Origin of the sequence: Pseudomonas protegens (genome assembly GCF_013407925.2) — a bacterium.
In the GTDB taxonomy this organism is placed as follows: domain Bacteria; phylum Pseudomonadota; class Gammaproteobacteria; order Pseudomonadales; family Pseudomonadaceae; genus Aquipseudomonas; species Aquipseudomonas fluorescens_AP.
On sequence record NZ_CP060201.1, the window covers coordinates 4,345,091 to 4,358,911 of the forward strand.

At 63.0% G+C, this 13,821-nt stretch carries 14 protein-coding genes; 7 read left to right on the forward strand and 7 right to left on the reverse strand.

From position 1 onward, the window contains the following. Positions 1-61 precede the first annotated feature (61 nt). Together gluQRS and dksA are read right to left on the reverse strand one after the other, a co-directional pair. Positions 62-958 (reverse strand): tRNA glutamyl-Q(34) synthetase GluQRS, encoded by an 897-nt coding sequence (gene gluQRS / locus GGI48_RS20155; protein ID WP_179599734.1) that lies wholly within the window; start codon positions 956-958, stop codon positions 62-64. Between the two features lie 110 nt (positions 959-1,068). Next, positions 1,069-1,509, reverse strand: a complete 441-nt coding sequence (gene dksA / locus GGI48_RS20160) for an RNA polymerase-binding protein DksA (protein ID WP_011063504.1) — start codon at positions 1,507-1,509, stop codon at positions 1,069-1,071. A gap of 342 nt (positions 1,510-1,851) precedes the next feature. Here dksA and GGI48_RS20165 point away from each other — a divergent pair, with 342 nt between their 5' ends. After that, positions 1,852-3,024, forward strand: coding sequence for a pyridoxal phosphate-dependent aminotransferase (locus tag GGI48_RS20165; RefSeq protein ID WP_179599736.1), 1,173 nt, complete (start codon positions 1,852-1,854; stop codon positions 3,022-3,024). After that, entirely contained in the window at positions 3,024-3,737 is a 714-nt protein-coding gene (sfsA, locus tag GGI48_RS20170) for a DNA/RNA nuclease SfsA (RefSeq protein ID WP_179599737.1), read from the forward strand. The genes GGI48_RS20165 and sfsA overlap by 1 nt, the downstream gene beginning before the upstream one ends. Here sfsA and GGI48_RS20175 read toward each other — a convergent pair. Then, positions 3,734-4,051 (reverse strand): Rieske (2Fe-2S) protein, encoded by a 318-nt coding sequence (locus GGI48_RS20175; RefSeq protein WP_103741793.1) that lies wholly within the window; start codon positions 4,049-4,051, stop codon positions 3,734-3,736. The genes sfsA and GGI48_RS20175 overlap by 4 nt on opposite strands. Before the next feature lie 219 nt (positions 4,052-4,270). On the opposite strand from GGI48_RS20175, the gene GGI48_RS20180 reads away from it, so the two are divergent. From GGI48_RS20180 to GGI48_RS20195, 4 genes are read left to right on the forward strand one after another with little or no spacing between them, the layout of a single operon-like run. Then, entirely contained in the window at positions 4,271-5,146 is an 876-nt protein-coding gene (locus GGI48_RS20180) for a hemin ABC transporter substrate-binding protein (protein WP_179599739.1), read from the forward strand. A 50-nt stretch (positions 5,147-5,196) separates the two neighbouring features. Then, positions 5,197-6,180 (forward strand): iron ABC transporter permease, encoded by a 984-nt coding sequence (locus tag GGI48_RS20185; protein WP_177435199.1) that lies wholly within the window; start codon positions 5,197-5,199, stop codon positions 6,178-6,180. Beyond that, on the forward strand, positions 6,180-6,947 hold the full coding sequence (locus GGI48_RS20190) for a heme ABC transporter ATP-binding protein (RefSeq protein ID WP_179599741.1): 768 nt from the start codon (positions 6,180-6,182) through the stop codon (positions 6,945-6,947). Before GGI48_RS20185 ends, GGI48_RS20190 begins: the two co-directional genes overlap by 1 nt. Positions 6,948-6,968: 21 nt before the next feature. Further along, positions 6,969-7,832 (forward strand): ChaN family lipoprotein, encoded by an 864-nt coding sequence (locus tag GGI48_RS20195; RefSeq protein WP_179599743.1) that lies wholly within the window; start codon positions 6,969-6,971, stop codon positions 7,830-7,832. 229 nt (positions 7,833-8,061) lie between these two features. Here the strand turns inward: GGI48_RS20195 and GGI48_RS20200 are convergent, their stop codons facing one another. The 4 genes from GGI48_RS20200 to GGI48_RS20215 form a co-directional block, all read right to left on the reverse strand. Beyond that, on the reverse strand, positions 8,062-8,868 hold the full coding sequence (locus tag GGI48_RS20200; protein ID WP_179599745.1) for a Crp/Fnr family transcriptional regulator: 807 nt from the start codon (positions 8,866-8,868) through the stop codon (positions 8,062-8,064). Positions 8,869-8,881: 13 nt separating this feature from the next. Further along, a complete protein-coding gene (locus GGI48_RS20205; protein ID WP_016964849.1) occupies positions 8,882-9,154 on the reverse strand; it encodes a TfoX/Sxy family protein in 273 nt (90 codons plus the stop codon). A gap of 229 nt (positions 9,155-9,383) precedes the next feature. Then, entirely contained in the window at positions 9,384-9,728 is a 345-nt protein-coding gene (locus GGI48_RS20210; RefSeq protein ID WP_016964848.1) for a pentapeptide repeat-containing protein, read from the reverse strand. Between the two features lie 92 nt (positions 9,729-9,820). Next, complete coding sequence (locus GGI48_RS20215; protein WP_179599747.1) at positions 9,821-11,377, reverse strand: AAA family ATPase; 1,557 nt, start codon at positions 11,375-11,377, stop codon at positions 9,821-9,823. Between the two features lie 115 nt (positions 11,378-11,492). On the opposite strand from GGI48_RS20215, the gene mrcB reads away from it, so the two are divergent. Beyond that, positions 11,493-13,817: a penicillin-binding protein 1B gene (mrcB, locus tag GGI48_RS20220; RefSeq protein ID WP_179599750.1), complete on the forward strand. Its 2,325-nt coding sequence runs from the start codon at positions 11,493-11,495 to the stop codon at positions 13,815-13,817. Positions 13,818-13,821: the final 4 nt, after the last annotated feature.

The window sequence follows — 13,821 nt, forward strand, 5'->3', positions numbered from 1 at the left end:
TGTGTGCGTGCCCGAAAACGTGCGGCGATGGTAACGGATGGGCGCCAAGCTGCAAGGGGCGTCAGCTCAATTGCGCTTCCGGCACGCTCAGTGTGCGTGGAATCAGGGCGGCATCCCAGTGGGCCATGCCCCAGGCCATTATCTGCGCGACGCTGGCGCCATCGAGGTCGGCCGGTGGCTTCTGGCCCAGTGTCCGCAGGGCACGCAGCAGCAGGGGCGGGGCCTGATCCTCGGTCAGCGGCGGCGAGCGGTAGGACTTGCCCAGTTTGTGCCCGTCCGGCTGGGTGATCAGCGGCACATGCAAGTAGCGGGGCTGGGAAAGGCCCAGCAGTTCCTGCAGGTACAGCTGGCGCGGTGTCGAGTCCAGCAAGTCGGCGCCGCGCACGATATCGGTGATGCCCTGCCAGGCATCGTCGAGCACTACGGCCAGTTGGTAAGCGTAGAGGCCGTCGCGGCGGCGGATCACGAAGTCCCCGACTTCCCGGCCCAGGTGCTGGCGGTACTCGCCCTGGACCCGGTCGACGAAGCGATACTCCAGTTCGGGTACCCGCAGACGGATCGCGGCGTCGTCCTGGGCGTGGCCGAGGTTGCGGCACAGTCCCGGGTAAATGCCGTGATAGGGCTCCAGCTGTTTGCGCGAGCAGGTGCAGGCATAGGCCAGGCCCTGGTTGAACAGGCGGTTGAGCACCTCGGCATAGGCGTCGTGGCGATCGCTCTGGCGGATCATCTGCCCGTCCCATTCGAAGCCGTAGCTTTCCAGGGCCTTTAGGATCGCCGCCTGGGCACCGGGCTCTTCTCGGGGCGGGTCAAGGTCCTCCATGCGCAGCAGCCAGCGGCCGCCGACGGCGCGGGCATCAAGATAGGAGGCAAGCGCTGCAACCAGAGAACCGAAATGCAGATAGCCGCTGGGAGTGGGGGCGAAGCGCCCGATGTACGCGGAGGATGTGGAGGCAGTCATGAAGGGTGACGATGTTCCGGGGGATCGCTTGCGCGAGCGAGCTCGCTCCTACAGGGCGGCGGAAACGAAAACGGAGCGTGGGTACGCTCCGTTTCAGGTTAAGCCGGCGATTATTTGCCGACCTGTTTTTCCTTGATTTCCGCCAGGGTCTTGCAGTCGACGCACATGTCGGCGGTTGGGCGGGCTTCCAGACGGCGGATGCCAATCTCGACGCCACAGGATTCACACCAGCCGTATTCTTCGTCTTCGATCAGTTGCAGGGTCTTGTCGATCTTCTTGATCAACTTGCGCTCGCGATCGCGGGCACGCAGTTCAAGGCTGAACTCTTCTTCCTGGCTGGCACGGTCAGCCGGATCAGGGAAGTTGGCCGCTTCGTCTTTCATGTGATCAACAGTGCGGTCGACTTCCTGCATCAAGTCCTGTTTCCACTTGTTCAGGATCTTGGTGAAGTGTTCGCGCATGGGCTTGCCCATGTACTCTTCGCCCGCAGTTTCAACATAAGGTTCAAAACCGCTGATCGATTGAATCTGTTGCTTTGCTTGGGTGGGCATGAATGGACCGCCTCTACTCTTGTAATCCATTGCGCAGGATTGCTCCATCTCCGACACTTGCCGGCCCTGCGGCTGCAAGCGGGCGAACTTACCAGATCAAACCAGAGCGCGCTACTCCCGGTTGTCGAGCCTATGTCGTGTATCGCTCATAGAGATGAGAAAAGTCTGACACGGCCCGTTGAACGGTTCGTTCAATCATTGATTTTAGTCAAATCTGCGGGTTCTGTTGGCGCCGGTTGGCTAAGGTAGCAGACCGCGTGAATGGCTCCGGGTTCTCCCTGGCTTCTCGGGATGGGTAGAATCGGACTTTTTGCTTCCCCACCTTGTAATGAAGGAAGGCTAATGGCTCTGCCCTACAGTGCGCGCAGTCGCGCTATCGAACCTTTCCATGTCATGGCCCTGCTGGCCCGCGCCAATGAGCTGCAAGCGGCGGGACACGATGTGATTCACCTGGAGATCGGCGAGCCGGACTTCACCACCGCCGAGCCGATCATCAAGGCCGGGCAGGCCGCGCTGAGTGCCGGCAAGACTCGCTACACCGCGGCCCGGGGCATTCCTGAGCTGCGCGGGGCCATCTCGGGGTTCTACCAGCAGCGCTATGGCCTGGATATCGACCCCGAGCGGATCATGATCACCCCCGGCGGCTCCGGCGCCCTGTTGCTGACCAGCAGCCTGTTGGTCGACCCGGGCAAGCACTGGCTGCTGGCAGACCCGGGGTATCCGTGCAACCGGCACTTTCTGCGCCTGGTGGAGGGTGCGGCGCAATTGGTGCCGGTAGGTCCGGAGGTGCGTTATCAACTGACCCCGGATCTGGTGGAACGCCATTGGGATCAGGACAGTGTCGGAGCCCTGGTGGCGTCTCCGGCGAACCCCACCGGGACCATTCTCAGTCGCGACGAGTTGGCGGGTCTGTCCGCGGCGATCAAGGCGCGCAATGGGCATCTGGTGGTGGACGAGATCTATCACGGCCTGACCTATGGCACGGACGCCGCCAGTGTTCTGGAAGTCGATGACAGCGCGTTTGTCCTGAACAGTTTCTCCAAGTACTTCGGCATGACCGGCTGGCGCCTGGGGTGGCTGGTGGCACCACCGGCGGCGGTGGGCGAGCTGGAGAAGCTGGCGCAGAACCTCTACATCAGTGCTCCCAGCATGGCCCAGTACGCGGCCCTGGCTTGTTTCGAGCCGGAGACCATCAGCCTGCTGGAGGAGCGCCGCGCCGAGTTCGGCCGCCGTCGGGACTTTCTGCTCCCCGCCTTGCGCGAGCTGGGCTTCGGTATCGCCGTGGAGCCGGAAGGCGCGTTCTACTTGTACGCCGACATCAGCGCCTTTGGCGGGGATGCCTTTGCCTTCTGCCGGCACTTCCTGGAAACCGAGCACCTGGCCTTCACCCCGGGCCTGGATTTTGGACGCCATCAGGCCGGTCACCATGTGCGTTTCGCCTACACCCAAAGCCTGGCGCGCCTGCAAGAGGCCGTGGCGCGCATTGCCCGCGGCCTGCAGAGCTGGCAAGGCTGATGCGCTTCGAACCGGCCCTGGAGCAAGGGCGTCTGTTGCGGCGCTACAAGCGTTTCCTGGCGGACATCGAAACCGCCACGGGTGAGTTGCTGACCATTCACTGTCCCAATACGGGCTCGATGTTCAATTGCATGGTCGAGGGCGGGCAGGTGTGGTTCAGCCGCTCCAATGACCCCAAGCGCAAGCTGCCGGGGACCTGGGAAATCAGTGAAACCCCGCAAGGGCGACTGGCCTGCGTCAACACCGGGCGGGCCAACGGACTGGTCGAGGAGGCGCTGCGGGCCGGGCTGATCAGCGAGCTGAACGGCTTTACCGGCCTCAAGCGCGAGGTGCCTTACGGTCAGGAGAACAGCCGCATCGACTTTCGCCTGGATTACCCGCATGGCCCAGCCTATGTCGAGGTCAAGAGTGTCACCTTGGGATTCGACGGTTCGCCCGTGGCGGCGTTTCCCGATGCGGTGACCCAGCGCGGTGCCAAGCACTTGCGTGAGCTGGCAAGCCTGGCTCGGGAAGGGGTACGTGCGGTGTTGCTGTACTGCGTCAATCTGTCGGGCATCGATGCCGTGCGTCCGGCCGAGGAGATTGATCCGGGGTATGCCGCCGCATTGCGCGAAGCGGTGGCGGCCGGGGTCGAGGTACTGGCCTACGGCGTGCGCCTGACCGCGCAGGAAGTGTGCATTGACCGGCGTTTGGACGTGCGGTTGCAGGGCTAGAGATCGACCCAGATACCTTGGCTGTCTTCCCGGCAGTCGATGGCCTGCAGAAACTGGCCGGCGCAAGGACCGGCCACGCACTCGCCGCTTTCAATCAGAAACAGTGCGCCATGGGTGGCGCACTGGATCAGGCTGGCGCTGGGGTCGAGAAACTGCTCGGGCTGCCATTCCAGGGCGACGCCGCGGTGCGGGCAGCGGTTGGCATACACGTAAGCCTGGCCTGCTCGACGCACGGCAAACAGCTTCAGGCCCTGCAGCTGGAAACCGCGGCTGCCAGCCTCGGGCAGCTCGCTTCCGGTGCAAAGAAATTTCATGGCTATCCTCTTGCTCCTGGGGCTCTGGGCTCGGGCGGTCACCGTTTCTGGCTGACGGCAGGATGAAACATGTCGGCGCTTGACGGCTAAATGAAAACAATTATCAAATGGCCGCCTCGCCCGGAACGGGGTACTTGCTCCTTTCGATGCCAGTTCGGTCTGGCATGTCACATGGACAGTCGCTTCGCGGGCCCCACTGCTATCAAAGGAAATCTACTTATGCGCCTGAGTGCCAGCGCCCTCGCGTTCTGGGTCGCACTGCTGCTGAGCCCGTGGGCCGCCGCCGAGGAGTTGCCGCAGCGTTGGGTCAGTGCCGGGGGCGCCTTGTCCGAGTGGGTGACGGCCCTGGGGGCGGAGCCGAAGCTGGTGGGGGTCGATACCACCAGCCAGCACCCGGAGTCGCTCAAGTCGTTGCCAAGCATCGGCTATCAAAGGCAGCTGTCGGCGGAAGGCATTCTCAGCCTGCGTCCGGACATTCTGGTGGGTACTGAAGAAATGGGCCCGCCGCCGGTGCTGGCGCAGATCCGCAGTGCCGGGGTCAAGGTCGAGCTGTTTTCTGCACAGGCCGACCTGCCGACCTTGCAGCGTACTTTGCGCCAGTTGGGGCAACTGCTGGGGCGCGAGGATCAGGCCGGACAATTGTTCAGCGCCTATCAGCAGCGTCTTGAGCAGCAGCGGGCCTTGATTGCACGGGCGCAGGAGCAGCAGGCGGCGCCCGGAGTGCTGCTGTTGCTGGGGCACGCGGGAGGCAAGCCGCTGATCGCCGGCAAGGACACGGCCGCGGACTGGCTGTTGCAACAGGCCGGGGCGCGCAACCTGGCGACCCATAGCGGTTACAAGCCGTTCTCGGCGGAATCCCTGGCTGGACTGAATCCTCAGGTGTTGGTGTTCTCCGACCGCAGCCTGAGTGGCGACGCGGCCCGCGCTGCGCTGTTCAAGGAAAGTCCGGTGTTGGCCTCCACTGCCGCGGCCAAGGCGGGGCGGGTGGTGGAGCTGGATCCGACCTTGCTGGTGGGCGGCCTGGGCCCGCGGCTGCCGGATAGCCTGAAACGCCTGGCGGCGGCGTTCTACCCTCAGGCCAAGCTGGCCCAATGAACCGCCTGGTCAAACCGCGAACGCTGTTTCTCGGGCTTGGCGCCCTGTGTGTGCTGGCTATCTGGCTGTCCCTGGCGCTGGGCCCGGTCAGCCTGCCCTTGATCGACACCTTGCGTGCCGCCTTGCGCCTGCTTGGCGCGCCTATCGATGGGCAGGGGCTGGAGCAGGCCGAGTTGATCCTTGGCCAGATCCGCCTACCACGGACCCTGCTCGGTCTGGCGGTGGGCGGGGTGCTGGCGCTGTCCGGCGTGGCCATGCAGGGGTTGTTTCGCAACCCCTTGGCTGATCCCGGGTTGGTGGGCGTATCCAGTGGGGCGGCCCTGGGGGCGGCCATCGCCATTGTCGGTGGTTCGATGTTCGGCGCCGTGCCGGAAGCCATCGCTCCCTACCTGCTCTCGCTCTGCGCCTTTCTCGGCGGGCTCGGGGTCACGGCGCTGGTCTATCGCCTGGGCCGGCGCAATGGCCAGACTCACGTGGCGACCATGCTGCTGGCGGGAATCGCCCTGACCGCCCTGGCCAGTTCGACGGTGGGCTTGTTCACCTATCTGGCCGATGACGCGACCTTGCGTACCCTGACCTTCTGGAACCTGGGCAGTCTCAACGGTGCCAGCTATCAGCGCCTGTGGCCGTTGTTGCTGGTGACGGTGCTGGTGGCCCTGTGGTTGCCGCGCAGGGCCAAGGCGTTGAATGCACTGCTGTTGGGCGAATCAGAAGCCAGGCACCTGGGCATCGATGTCGAGGGGCTCAAGCGGGAGCTGGTGTTCTGCACCGCCCTGGGCGTGGGCGCCGCCGTGGCCGCGGCAGGCATGATCGGTTTCGTGGGCCTGGTGGTGCCCCATCTGGTGCGTCTGTTGTCGGGGCCGGATCACCGAACCCTGCTGCCGGCATCGATCCTGGCGGGGGCCAGTCTGTTGCTGCTGGCCGATCTGGTGGCGCGCCTGGCGCTGGCGCCGGCCGAGTTGCCCATCGGTATCGTCACCGCCTTTATCGGTGCGCCGTTCTTTCTCTACCTGTTGCTGCGAGGACGTGCCTGATGTTGCGAGTCGAGAACCTGCATGTGCGGCGCGGGGGTAAAGAGGTGCTGGCGGGGATTGATCTGCAACTGCTGCCCGGGCAAGTGCTGGGGGTGCTGGGTCCCAATGGTGCCGGTAAAAGCAGCCTGCTTGGGGTCTTGAGCGGTGAGCTGGTGGCGCATCAGGGGCGGGTGTTGCTGGATGAGCAGGAGATGGCGCAATGGCCGGGGGCGGAGCGGGCGCAACGTCTGGCGGTATTGCCCCAGGCGTCGAGTCTGGATTTTGCCTTTCGGGTCGAGGAGGTTGTGGCGCTGGGGCGCCTGCCTCATCAGAGCGGCCGCGTGCGTGACGCGCAGATAGTCGATGCGGCCCTGGAAGCCGCCGATGTGGCTCACCTGCGAGGGCGCAGCTACCTGGCGTTATCCGGGGGCGAGCGCCAGCGGGTGCACCTGGCACGGGTCCTGGCGCAATTGTGGCCGGGCCAGGCCGGGTATCATTTGCTGCTGGACGAACCCACTTCGGCCCTCGATCCGTTGCACCAGCACGTGACCTTGCAGGCCATTCGGGCATTTGCCGATCGGGGCGTCGCGGTGCTGATCATTCTCCATGACCTGAATCTGGCGGCGCGCTACTGTGATCGGGTGTTGCTGCTGGAAGGCGGGCACCCTCATTCCCTCGGCGTGCCGGCCGAAGTGCTGCGACCCGAGCCGCTGAAGGCGGTGTTCGGCCTGGAGGTTCTGGTACAGAAACACCCTGAACGCGGGCATCCGCTGATCATTGCCCGTTGACCCGGAACACGGAGAACCTTGATGCGTACCCTGCCGCTTCTGCTGTCAGCACTGTTGCTTGTGGCCTGTCAGGGCAACCCGGTGCCAGCGCCGCCCGTGCTGCCGGATTCGGGCAGCATCCTTGATCTGCGCACGGGGCAGGCGCTGAGTCCGGAGGCGTTGGTCGAGCGCCTGGCGCGAGCCCCCCGGCTGATCGTCGGCGAGCAGCACGACAATGCCGATCATCATCTTTTGCAACTCTGGCTGCTGCGCTCGCTGGCCAGGGAGCGCCCGCAGGGCAGCCTGTTACTGGAAATGCTCAATCCCGATCAACAGCCCCGCGTCGACAAGGTCAAGCGTGAGGTGGTCGGGCAGCGCTTGCCTGACGGTCTGATCGAGGCGTTGGCCTGGCAACCGGGTTGGGATTGGGGGCTCTATGGGCCGGTGGTGGGCTATGCCCTGAGACAGCCTTATCCCTTGCTGGCAGCCAATCTGGATCGTCAGGAGATAGGTCGGATCTATGCCCAGGTGCCGGTTCTCGATGGAAGGCAGAGCAATGCCTTGTCCGTGACCCAGGCGTTGTCGGCGCAGATTCGTGAATCCCACTGCGGCTTGCTGCCTGAGGCTCAGGTGCCGGCGATGTTGGCGGTGCAGCAGCGACGGGATCGGCGCATGGCCGAGCGATTGCTGGCGGCGCCAGAGCCGGCCATGTTGCTGGCGGGGGCCTTTCATGGGCGCCGTGACCTTGGGGTGCCCCTGCACATGGCTGATCTGGATCTGCGTCGGCCAGTCGTGGTGTTGCTCCTGGCGGAGCAGGGCAGCGAAGTGCCCGCTGCCGCGGCGGACTACGTCTGGTATACGCCGCCTCAGCCGGCCAAGGATTATTGCGCGCAACTGAAACCCTGATCGGCGGTACTGTTTCACGGGCAAAAAAAGACCCGGCAAGAGCCGGGTCAAATAACCGTGATTAGCCTGATGAGGAGATAATCTGAGAGTCCGAACCACTGGTCTTCCAGGTTATCGACTGATCTCGCGACCAGTTGTGATAATCATAACGATTCTCATTTCGAAGTCAACCAGGCTTTTCTGGTTCCTGCGCATTTTTGTCAAACGCTCGTTTGGATTCTCGGTGAATCTATTCCTGGGCCTGGCTGTTCAAGGCCATGAGGCGGGTCACTTCCTTGTTCAGCAGGTCAATGCGGCGGGCCATGCTTTCGATCAGGCTGTGGGCGATGCGCGGATTGCTCTGGGTCAGGCTGAGAAACTGCTCCTTGGGGATCAGCATGATCGTGCTTGGTTCATTGGCAATGACGCTGGCACTGCGTTTTTCCCCGGTGAAGACCGCCATGGCGCCAAAGATCTCATCCTTGGGCACGTCGCCCACTTTGTGCCCGTCGACAAAGGCCTCGGCATGGCCTTCGAGAATCACGAACACGTGATCGGCCTCATCCCCTTGGGTAATCAGTACTTCTCCTGGCTCCACCCGCTTGAAGCCGTTGTTGCTGCGCAACTCGGGCGGTTTCAGGCGGGCTATGGCATCGCAGAGTAGGGCGCTCTGGCCGATCAGGTACTGCAGCAGCCATTCCGAGCGCTGTTCGTCGGCGTAGATGTGACGGAACACCTCGCTCCGCAGGTAGGGCGTCAGGCTCAGTGGCGCATCGCAGCTCAGTTGGCACTGCGGGTGCTCGAGGCCTCGACGCAGCCCTACCAGATCGCCTTCATGCAGGTAGAACAGCGGACGCTCTTCAACGCTGGCCTGGATCACGCCACTGTCCAGCAGGAACAACTGATGCGCGGGCAAGAGGCCCGACAGGTCCGCCACAGGTTCAACTTCCAGGGTTGCGCCGCAGGGTGAAAGGCCCGCCAGCAACTGGGCCGGGATACTTTGCAGTCGGTTGATCAAGGCATCGGCGTAGGCCGGTTGCTCCCCCATCAGATACATAAGGTTCTGCCAGTCAGTTCTTGTGACGAGAGGAAATGGCGTCCAACTGCTTGTTCAGCGCCTCCTTGCGTTCGGCGGGAAGCTCGTTCCAGTGCATGTCCATCAACGCGCCTTCAATGGCGTACAGCAGCACTTTCGAGGCCCGAAAACCTCGGGTGCGCACCGCCCTGTATGCGTCCACCGCGCCCAGGCGGCGCAGGTCCGATGCGCTATGGATGCCCACTGCATGCAGCCATTGTGCCGATGTCTTGCCAAGGTTCTTCAGGTGTTGCAGTTCATCATTCATCAAGCCTCCTGGCGATGGCCGAATGGTGAGTGGGCAGCCTCACAGGAGTGTAGCGCTCAGCAGAAAATGCGCTGTTCGTTGGTCGGGTTTGGCGCAAATGCTTCTAAGGCAGGGCGGTCAATGCGCGATAGCGGGTGTATGCGAACCTTGTGCGGGGGGAGGGAAAGAGCGGGGGAAATTCACAGCCCGGCGCGCAGCAGGGCGCCGGACAGAGCGATTGCAGGGGACTTTAGCGGGTGTTGTAGCGCAGTCGGGTGCCGAAGTTGACCGACATGAGGATTTCATCAGCCGTCAGTTCGACGGGGAAGTAGGCACCGGAGATCTGTGCGTGGGCCAGGCTGGCGCCTTCCATGGCGGCGTCGCGCAGGTCCAGGCCGCGCAGATCGGCGGAACGGAAGTAGGCGTCGGTGAAGTCGATGCCCTGGGCGTTCAGCTGTCGCAGGTCGAGGCCGCGGAAGTCGCCGCCACGCATGTCGATGGGGCGATCCTTTGGACGCTCGCGGTTGAAGCCGACGATGTCATCTTTATGCAGCAGGGCGTAAAGCGGAGTATCCAGAAGTTTCGGTTGGCTCATGGCGACGTCACCAGTGTTGGATTTATGACGCCAGTATAGTGCCACTGTTTTTCAGCCGTGAAGTCTTTGCACTTCACGGCTGAAATTAGTCGTTACAGGCCTGGCAGACGCTGGCGGATGTTGGCAACCAGGGCATCCAGGCTGCCGCTTTCGTTGGTTTCAATGCGCTTGCTGCGCAGCAGTTCTTCGTCGGTCAGGGCCTCGCGAGTGGCTTGCTGGGTGGCAATCACTTCCAGGGTCGCGTCGGACGGATCGTTCTGGTCGGCCTGGCGTTGCGCCAGCCAGCTCGCAATCACGGCTTCTGGCGCGTTGCAGTCGATGATCAGGCAAGGCGTGCCGGTGGCTTCGGCGACCTTGGCCGCTGCATCCCGCTGGGCGCGCTTGAGGTAGGTCGCATCAATCACCACCGGGAAGCCGGCGCGCAGGATGGTTTCGGCGATTTCATGCAGACGCGCATAGGTGGCGCTGCTGGCCTCGCTGCTGTAGATGCCGGCGTGGGGATCGTTGGGCACCTGCTGCTCGCCGAACAGACGCTTGCGCTCGACGTCGGAGCGCAGGCGGATGGCGCCCAGGGCTTCCACCAAACGCATGGCCACGCGACTTTTGCCCACCGCCGAGACGCCCGAGGTGATGGCCAGGAAGCGCGATGGGATGGTGCTGTAGCTTTCCGCCAGGTTGGCGTAGTTGCGGTATTGACGCAGGGTGGTAGCGCGCTGCACGGGGGTGGCCTCGGCAGGCAGGCTGAACAGGCTGACCTTGGCTCGCACCAGGGCGCGATAGGCTTTGTAGAAATTGAGTAGTTCCAGGCCCTGGTAGTCGCCGGTCAGTTCCAGATACTGGCTGATGAAGCGCCGCGCCAGGCTTTTCAGGCCACGGTCTTCCAGGTCCATGGCGAGGAAGCCGGTGTCGGCATAGACATCGGTGAAGCGGAAGGGCTCGTTGAACTCGATGCAGTCGAAGATCACCACCTTGTCATCGATCAGGGTGGCGTTGCCCAGGTGGATATCACCGTGGCACTCACGGATGAAACCTTCGCTCTTGCGTTGCGCCAGCAGCGGCTTGAGGCGCTCGAAGCTGGTTTCTGCCCAGGCTTGCAAGGCTTCCAGTTGCAGCAGGTCGGCCTTGTCGCTGAGAAACGGACGGATCTGTTCGAAGTTCTGGCGCACCGGGGCCATCACGCTTTCTGGTGTGCCGGCTTCGTGTGTCGCCGGGACTTTCGGGGCGTTGAGATGGAACTGAGCGATCTGTTGCGCCATCTCGTCAATGTGCGCCGTGGTCAGTTCACTGTTGGCCTGCAAGGTGCTGAGCAACTGGCTTTGTGGGAATTGGCGCATTTTCAGGGCGTATTCGATGACCGGGCCGTTACCGCCCAGCTCTGGGGTTTCGGCGCTGCCGGTGATCGGCAGGACTTCCAGGTACAGGTCTTGGGTCAGGCGCTGGTTCAGGCGCAGCTCTTCGCCACAGAAGTGCTCGCGGGACTCGAGGCTGGTGAAATCGAGGAAACCGAAATTGACCGGCTTTTTCACTTTATAAGCAAAGGGGCCGGTGAGCAGTACCCAGGAAATGTGGGTTTCGATGACCTGAAACCGTTCAACGGGATGAGGAAACAGAGCGGGGTTTTGCAGGGCGGCGATCAGTGACTGGCTCACAGGCGATCCTTCAGAGGCGGGAAAATCGAGGGCGTCATTATGGCGGTTGGCAGGGGTAACGCAAACCTCGGGTGGCGCATGTTGAGGATGAATAAAGTGCGTATAATCCGCCGCCATGACTCGTACCCGATCCCCCCGTTCCGCTAAAAAAACTCCCTCTGGTGGCCTGCGCCGCTGGCTGGGCTGGGCGCTCAAGCTCAGTCTGGTCGGTCTGGTGGTGCTCGCCGGCTTTGCGGTTTACCTCGATGCCGTGGTCCAGGAAAAATTCTCCGGCAAGCGCTGGACCATTCCGGCCAAGGTCTATGCCCGGCCGCTGGAGCTGTTCGTCGGACAAAAGCTCAGCAAGGAAGACTTCCTGACGGAACTCGATGCCTTGGGCTACCGCCGCGAGAGTGTTGCCAACGGTCCCGGCGCTGCGGCGGTCAGTGGCAATACCGTCGACTTGAACACCCGCGGCTTCCAGTTCTACGAAGGGCTGGAGCAGGCGCAAGCGGTCCGTGTGCGCTTCTCTGGCGACTATGTGGCGGAGCTTTCCGGCAGCAAGGGCGCCAAGCTCGCAGTGGTCCGTCTGGAGCCGTTGCTGATCGGTGGCCTGTATCCGAAAAACCTCGAAGATCGGATCCTGATCAAGATCAATCAGGTGCCGCCGTATTTGCTGGAAACCCTGGTGGCGGTGGAAGACCGTGATTTCTACTCGCACTTTGGCGTGTCGCCGAAGTCGATTGCCCGGGCGATCTGGGTCAACACCTCGTCGGGGCAGATGCGTCAGGGCGGTAGCACCCTGACTCAGCAGTTGGTGAAGAACTTCTTCCTGACCAACGAGCGCAGCCTGTCGCGCAAGCTCAATGAAGCCATGATGGCGCTGCTGTTGGAGCTGCATTACGACAAGCGGGAGATTCTCGAGGCCTATCTCAACGAGGTGTTTGTCGGTCAGGACGGTCAGCGTGCGGTGCACGGTTTCGGTCTGGCCAGCCAGTTCTTCTTCAGCCAGCCGTTGTCCGAGCTCAAGTTGCATCAGGTGGCGCTGCTGGTGGGCATGGTCAAGGGCCCTTCCTATTACAACCCGCGTCGCTACCCGGAGCGTGCGCTGGAGCGGCGCAACCTGGTGCTCGATTTGCTGGCGCAGCAGGGCGTGGCCACGCCCGAACAGGTGGAAGCGGCGAAGAAGATGCCGCTGGGCGTGACCAAGCGCGGCAGCCTGGCGGACAGCTCGTTCCCCGGTTTCCTTGACCTGGTCAAGCGTCAGTTGCGCGAAGACTACCGCGACGAAGACTTGACCGAGGAAGGCCTGCGAATCTTCACCAGTTTCGATCCGATCCTGCAGATGAAGGCCGAAGCCTCAGTCAACGACACCTTCAAACGCCTGGCCGGACGCAAGGGGTCGGAGGATGTCGAGGCCGCGATGGTGGTGACCAATCCGGAAACCGGTGAAGTCCAGGCCATGATTGGCAGTCGACAAGCCAGCTTCGCCGGCTTCAACCGGGCATTGGACGCGGTGCGGCCGATCGGCTCGTTGATCAAGCCGGCGGTCTACCTGACGGCCTTGGAGAAGCCCAGCCAGTACACCCTGACCAGTTGGCTCTCCGATGAGGCGTTTTCGGTGAAGGGCGCCGATGGCCAGGTATGGAAACCGCAGAACTACGATCGACGCTCCCACGGCACGATTTTCCTGTATCAGGGGCTGGCTCATTCCTACAACCTGTCCACCGCTCGGCTCGGTCTGGAAGTGGGGGTGCCGAATGTCCTGAAGACCCTCGGACGCTTGGGGGTTACCCGCGAGTTCCCGGCCTTCCCATCGATGTTGCTGGGGGCGGGGGGCATGAGTCCGATGGAAGTGGCGACCATGTACCAGACCCTGGCCAATGGTGGTTTCAATACGCCGATGCGTGGGATTCGCAGTGTGCTGACAGCCGAGGGCGAGCCGCTCAAGCGCTATCCGTTCCAGATCCAGCAGCGCTTCGATGCCGGGTCGATCTATCTGATTCAGAGTGCGATGCAGCGCGTGATGCGCGAAGGCACGGGCAGCTCGGTATACAACGTGTTGCCCAAGACCCTGGCGCTGGCGGGCAAGACCGGCACCAGCAATGACTCGCGCGACAGCTGGTTCGCCGGGTTCAGCCAGGATCTGCTGGCGGTGGTCTGGTTGGGCCGTGACGATAACGGCAAGACGCCGTTCACCGGTGCCACGGGCGCCCTGCAGGTCTGGACCAGTTTCATGCGCAAGGCCGATCCGCTGCCGCTGGACATGCCGCAGCCGGACAACGTGGTGCAGGCCTGGGTTGATTCGCGTACCGGGCAGGGCTCCGATGCCAACTGTCCGGGTGCTGTGCAGATGCCGTATATTCGCGGCAGCGAACCGCCTCCCGGCGCTTCTTGCGGTGGTGAAACCCCGGCAGGTAGCGATTCGGTGATGGATTGGGTCAAGGGCTGGATGAACTAAGCGA

What these genes read in the sequence shown, in the direction of transcription:
- gluQRS (WP_179599734.1), bottom strand. Translation starts at nt 958, where the DNA reads ATGACTGCCTCCACATCCTCCGCGTACATCGGGCGCTTCGCCCCCACT.
- dksA (WP_011063504.1), bottom strand. Translation starts at nt 1,509, where the DNA reads ATGCCCACCCAAGCAAAGCAACAGATTCAATCGATCAGCGGTTTTGAA.
- GGI48_RS20165 (WP_179599736.1), top strand. Translation starts at nt 1,852, where the DNA reads ATGGCTCTGCCCTACAGTGCGCGCAGTCGCGCTATCGAACCTTTCCAT.
- sfsA (WP_179599737.1), top strand. Translation starts at nt 3,024, where the DNA reads ATGCGCTTCGAACCGGCCCTGGAGCAAGGGCGTCTGTTGCGGCGCTAC.
- GGI48_RS20175 (WP_103741793.1), bottom strand. Translation starts at nt 4,051, where the DNA reads ATGAAATTTCTTTGCACCGGAAGCGAGCTGCCCGAGGCTGGCAGCCGC.
- GGI48_RS20180 (WP_179599739.1), top strand. Translation starts at nt 4,271, where the DNA reads ATGCGCCTGAGTGCCAGCGCCCTCGCGTTCTGGGTCGCACTGCTGCTG.
- GGI48_RS20190 (WP_179599741.1), top strand. Translation starts at nt 6,180, where the DNA reads ATGTTGCGAGTCGAGAACCTGCATGTGCGGCGCGGGGGTAAAGAGGTG.
- GGI48_RS20195 (WP_179599743.1), top strand. Translation starts at nt 6,969, where the DNA reads ATGCGTACCCTGCCGCTTCTGCTGTCAGCACTGTTGCTTGTGGCCTGT.
- GGI48_RS20200 (WP_179599745.1), bottom strand. Translation starts at nt 8,868, where the DNA reads ATGTATCTGATGGGGGAGCAACCGGCCTACGCCGATGCCTTGATCAAC.
- GGI48_RS20205 (WP_016964849.1), bottom strand. Translation starts at nt 9,154, where the DNA reads ATGAATGATGAACTGCAACACCTGAAGAACCTTGGCAAGACATCGGCA.
- GGI48_RS20210 (WP_016964848.1), bottom strand. Translation starts at nt 9,728, where the DNA reads ATGAGCCAACCGAAACTTCTGGATACTCCGCTTTACGCCCTGCTGCAT.
- mrcB (WP_179599750.1), top strand. Translation starts at nt 11,493, where the DNA reads ATGACTCGTACCCGATCCCCCCGTTCCGCTAAAAAAACTCCCTCTGGT.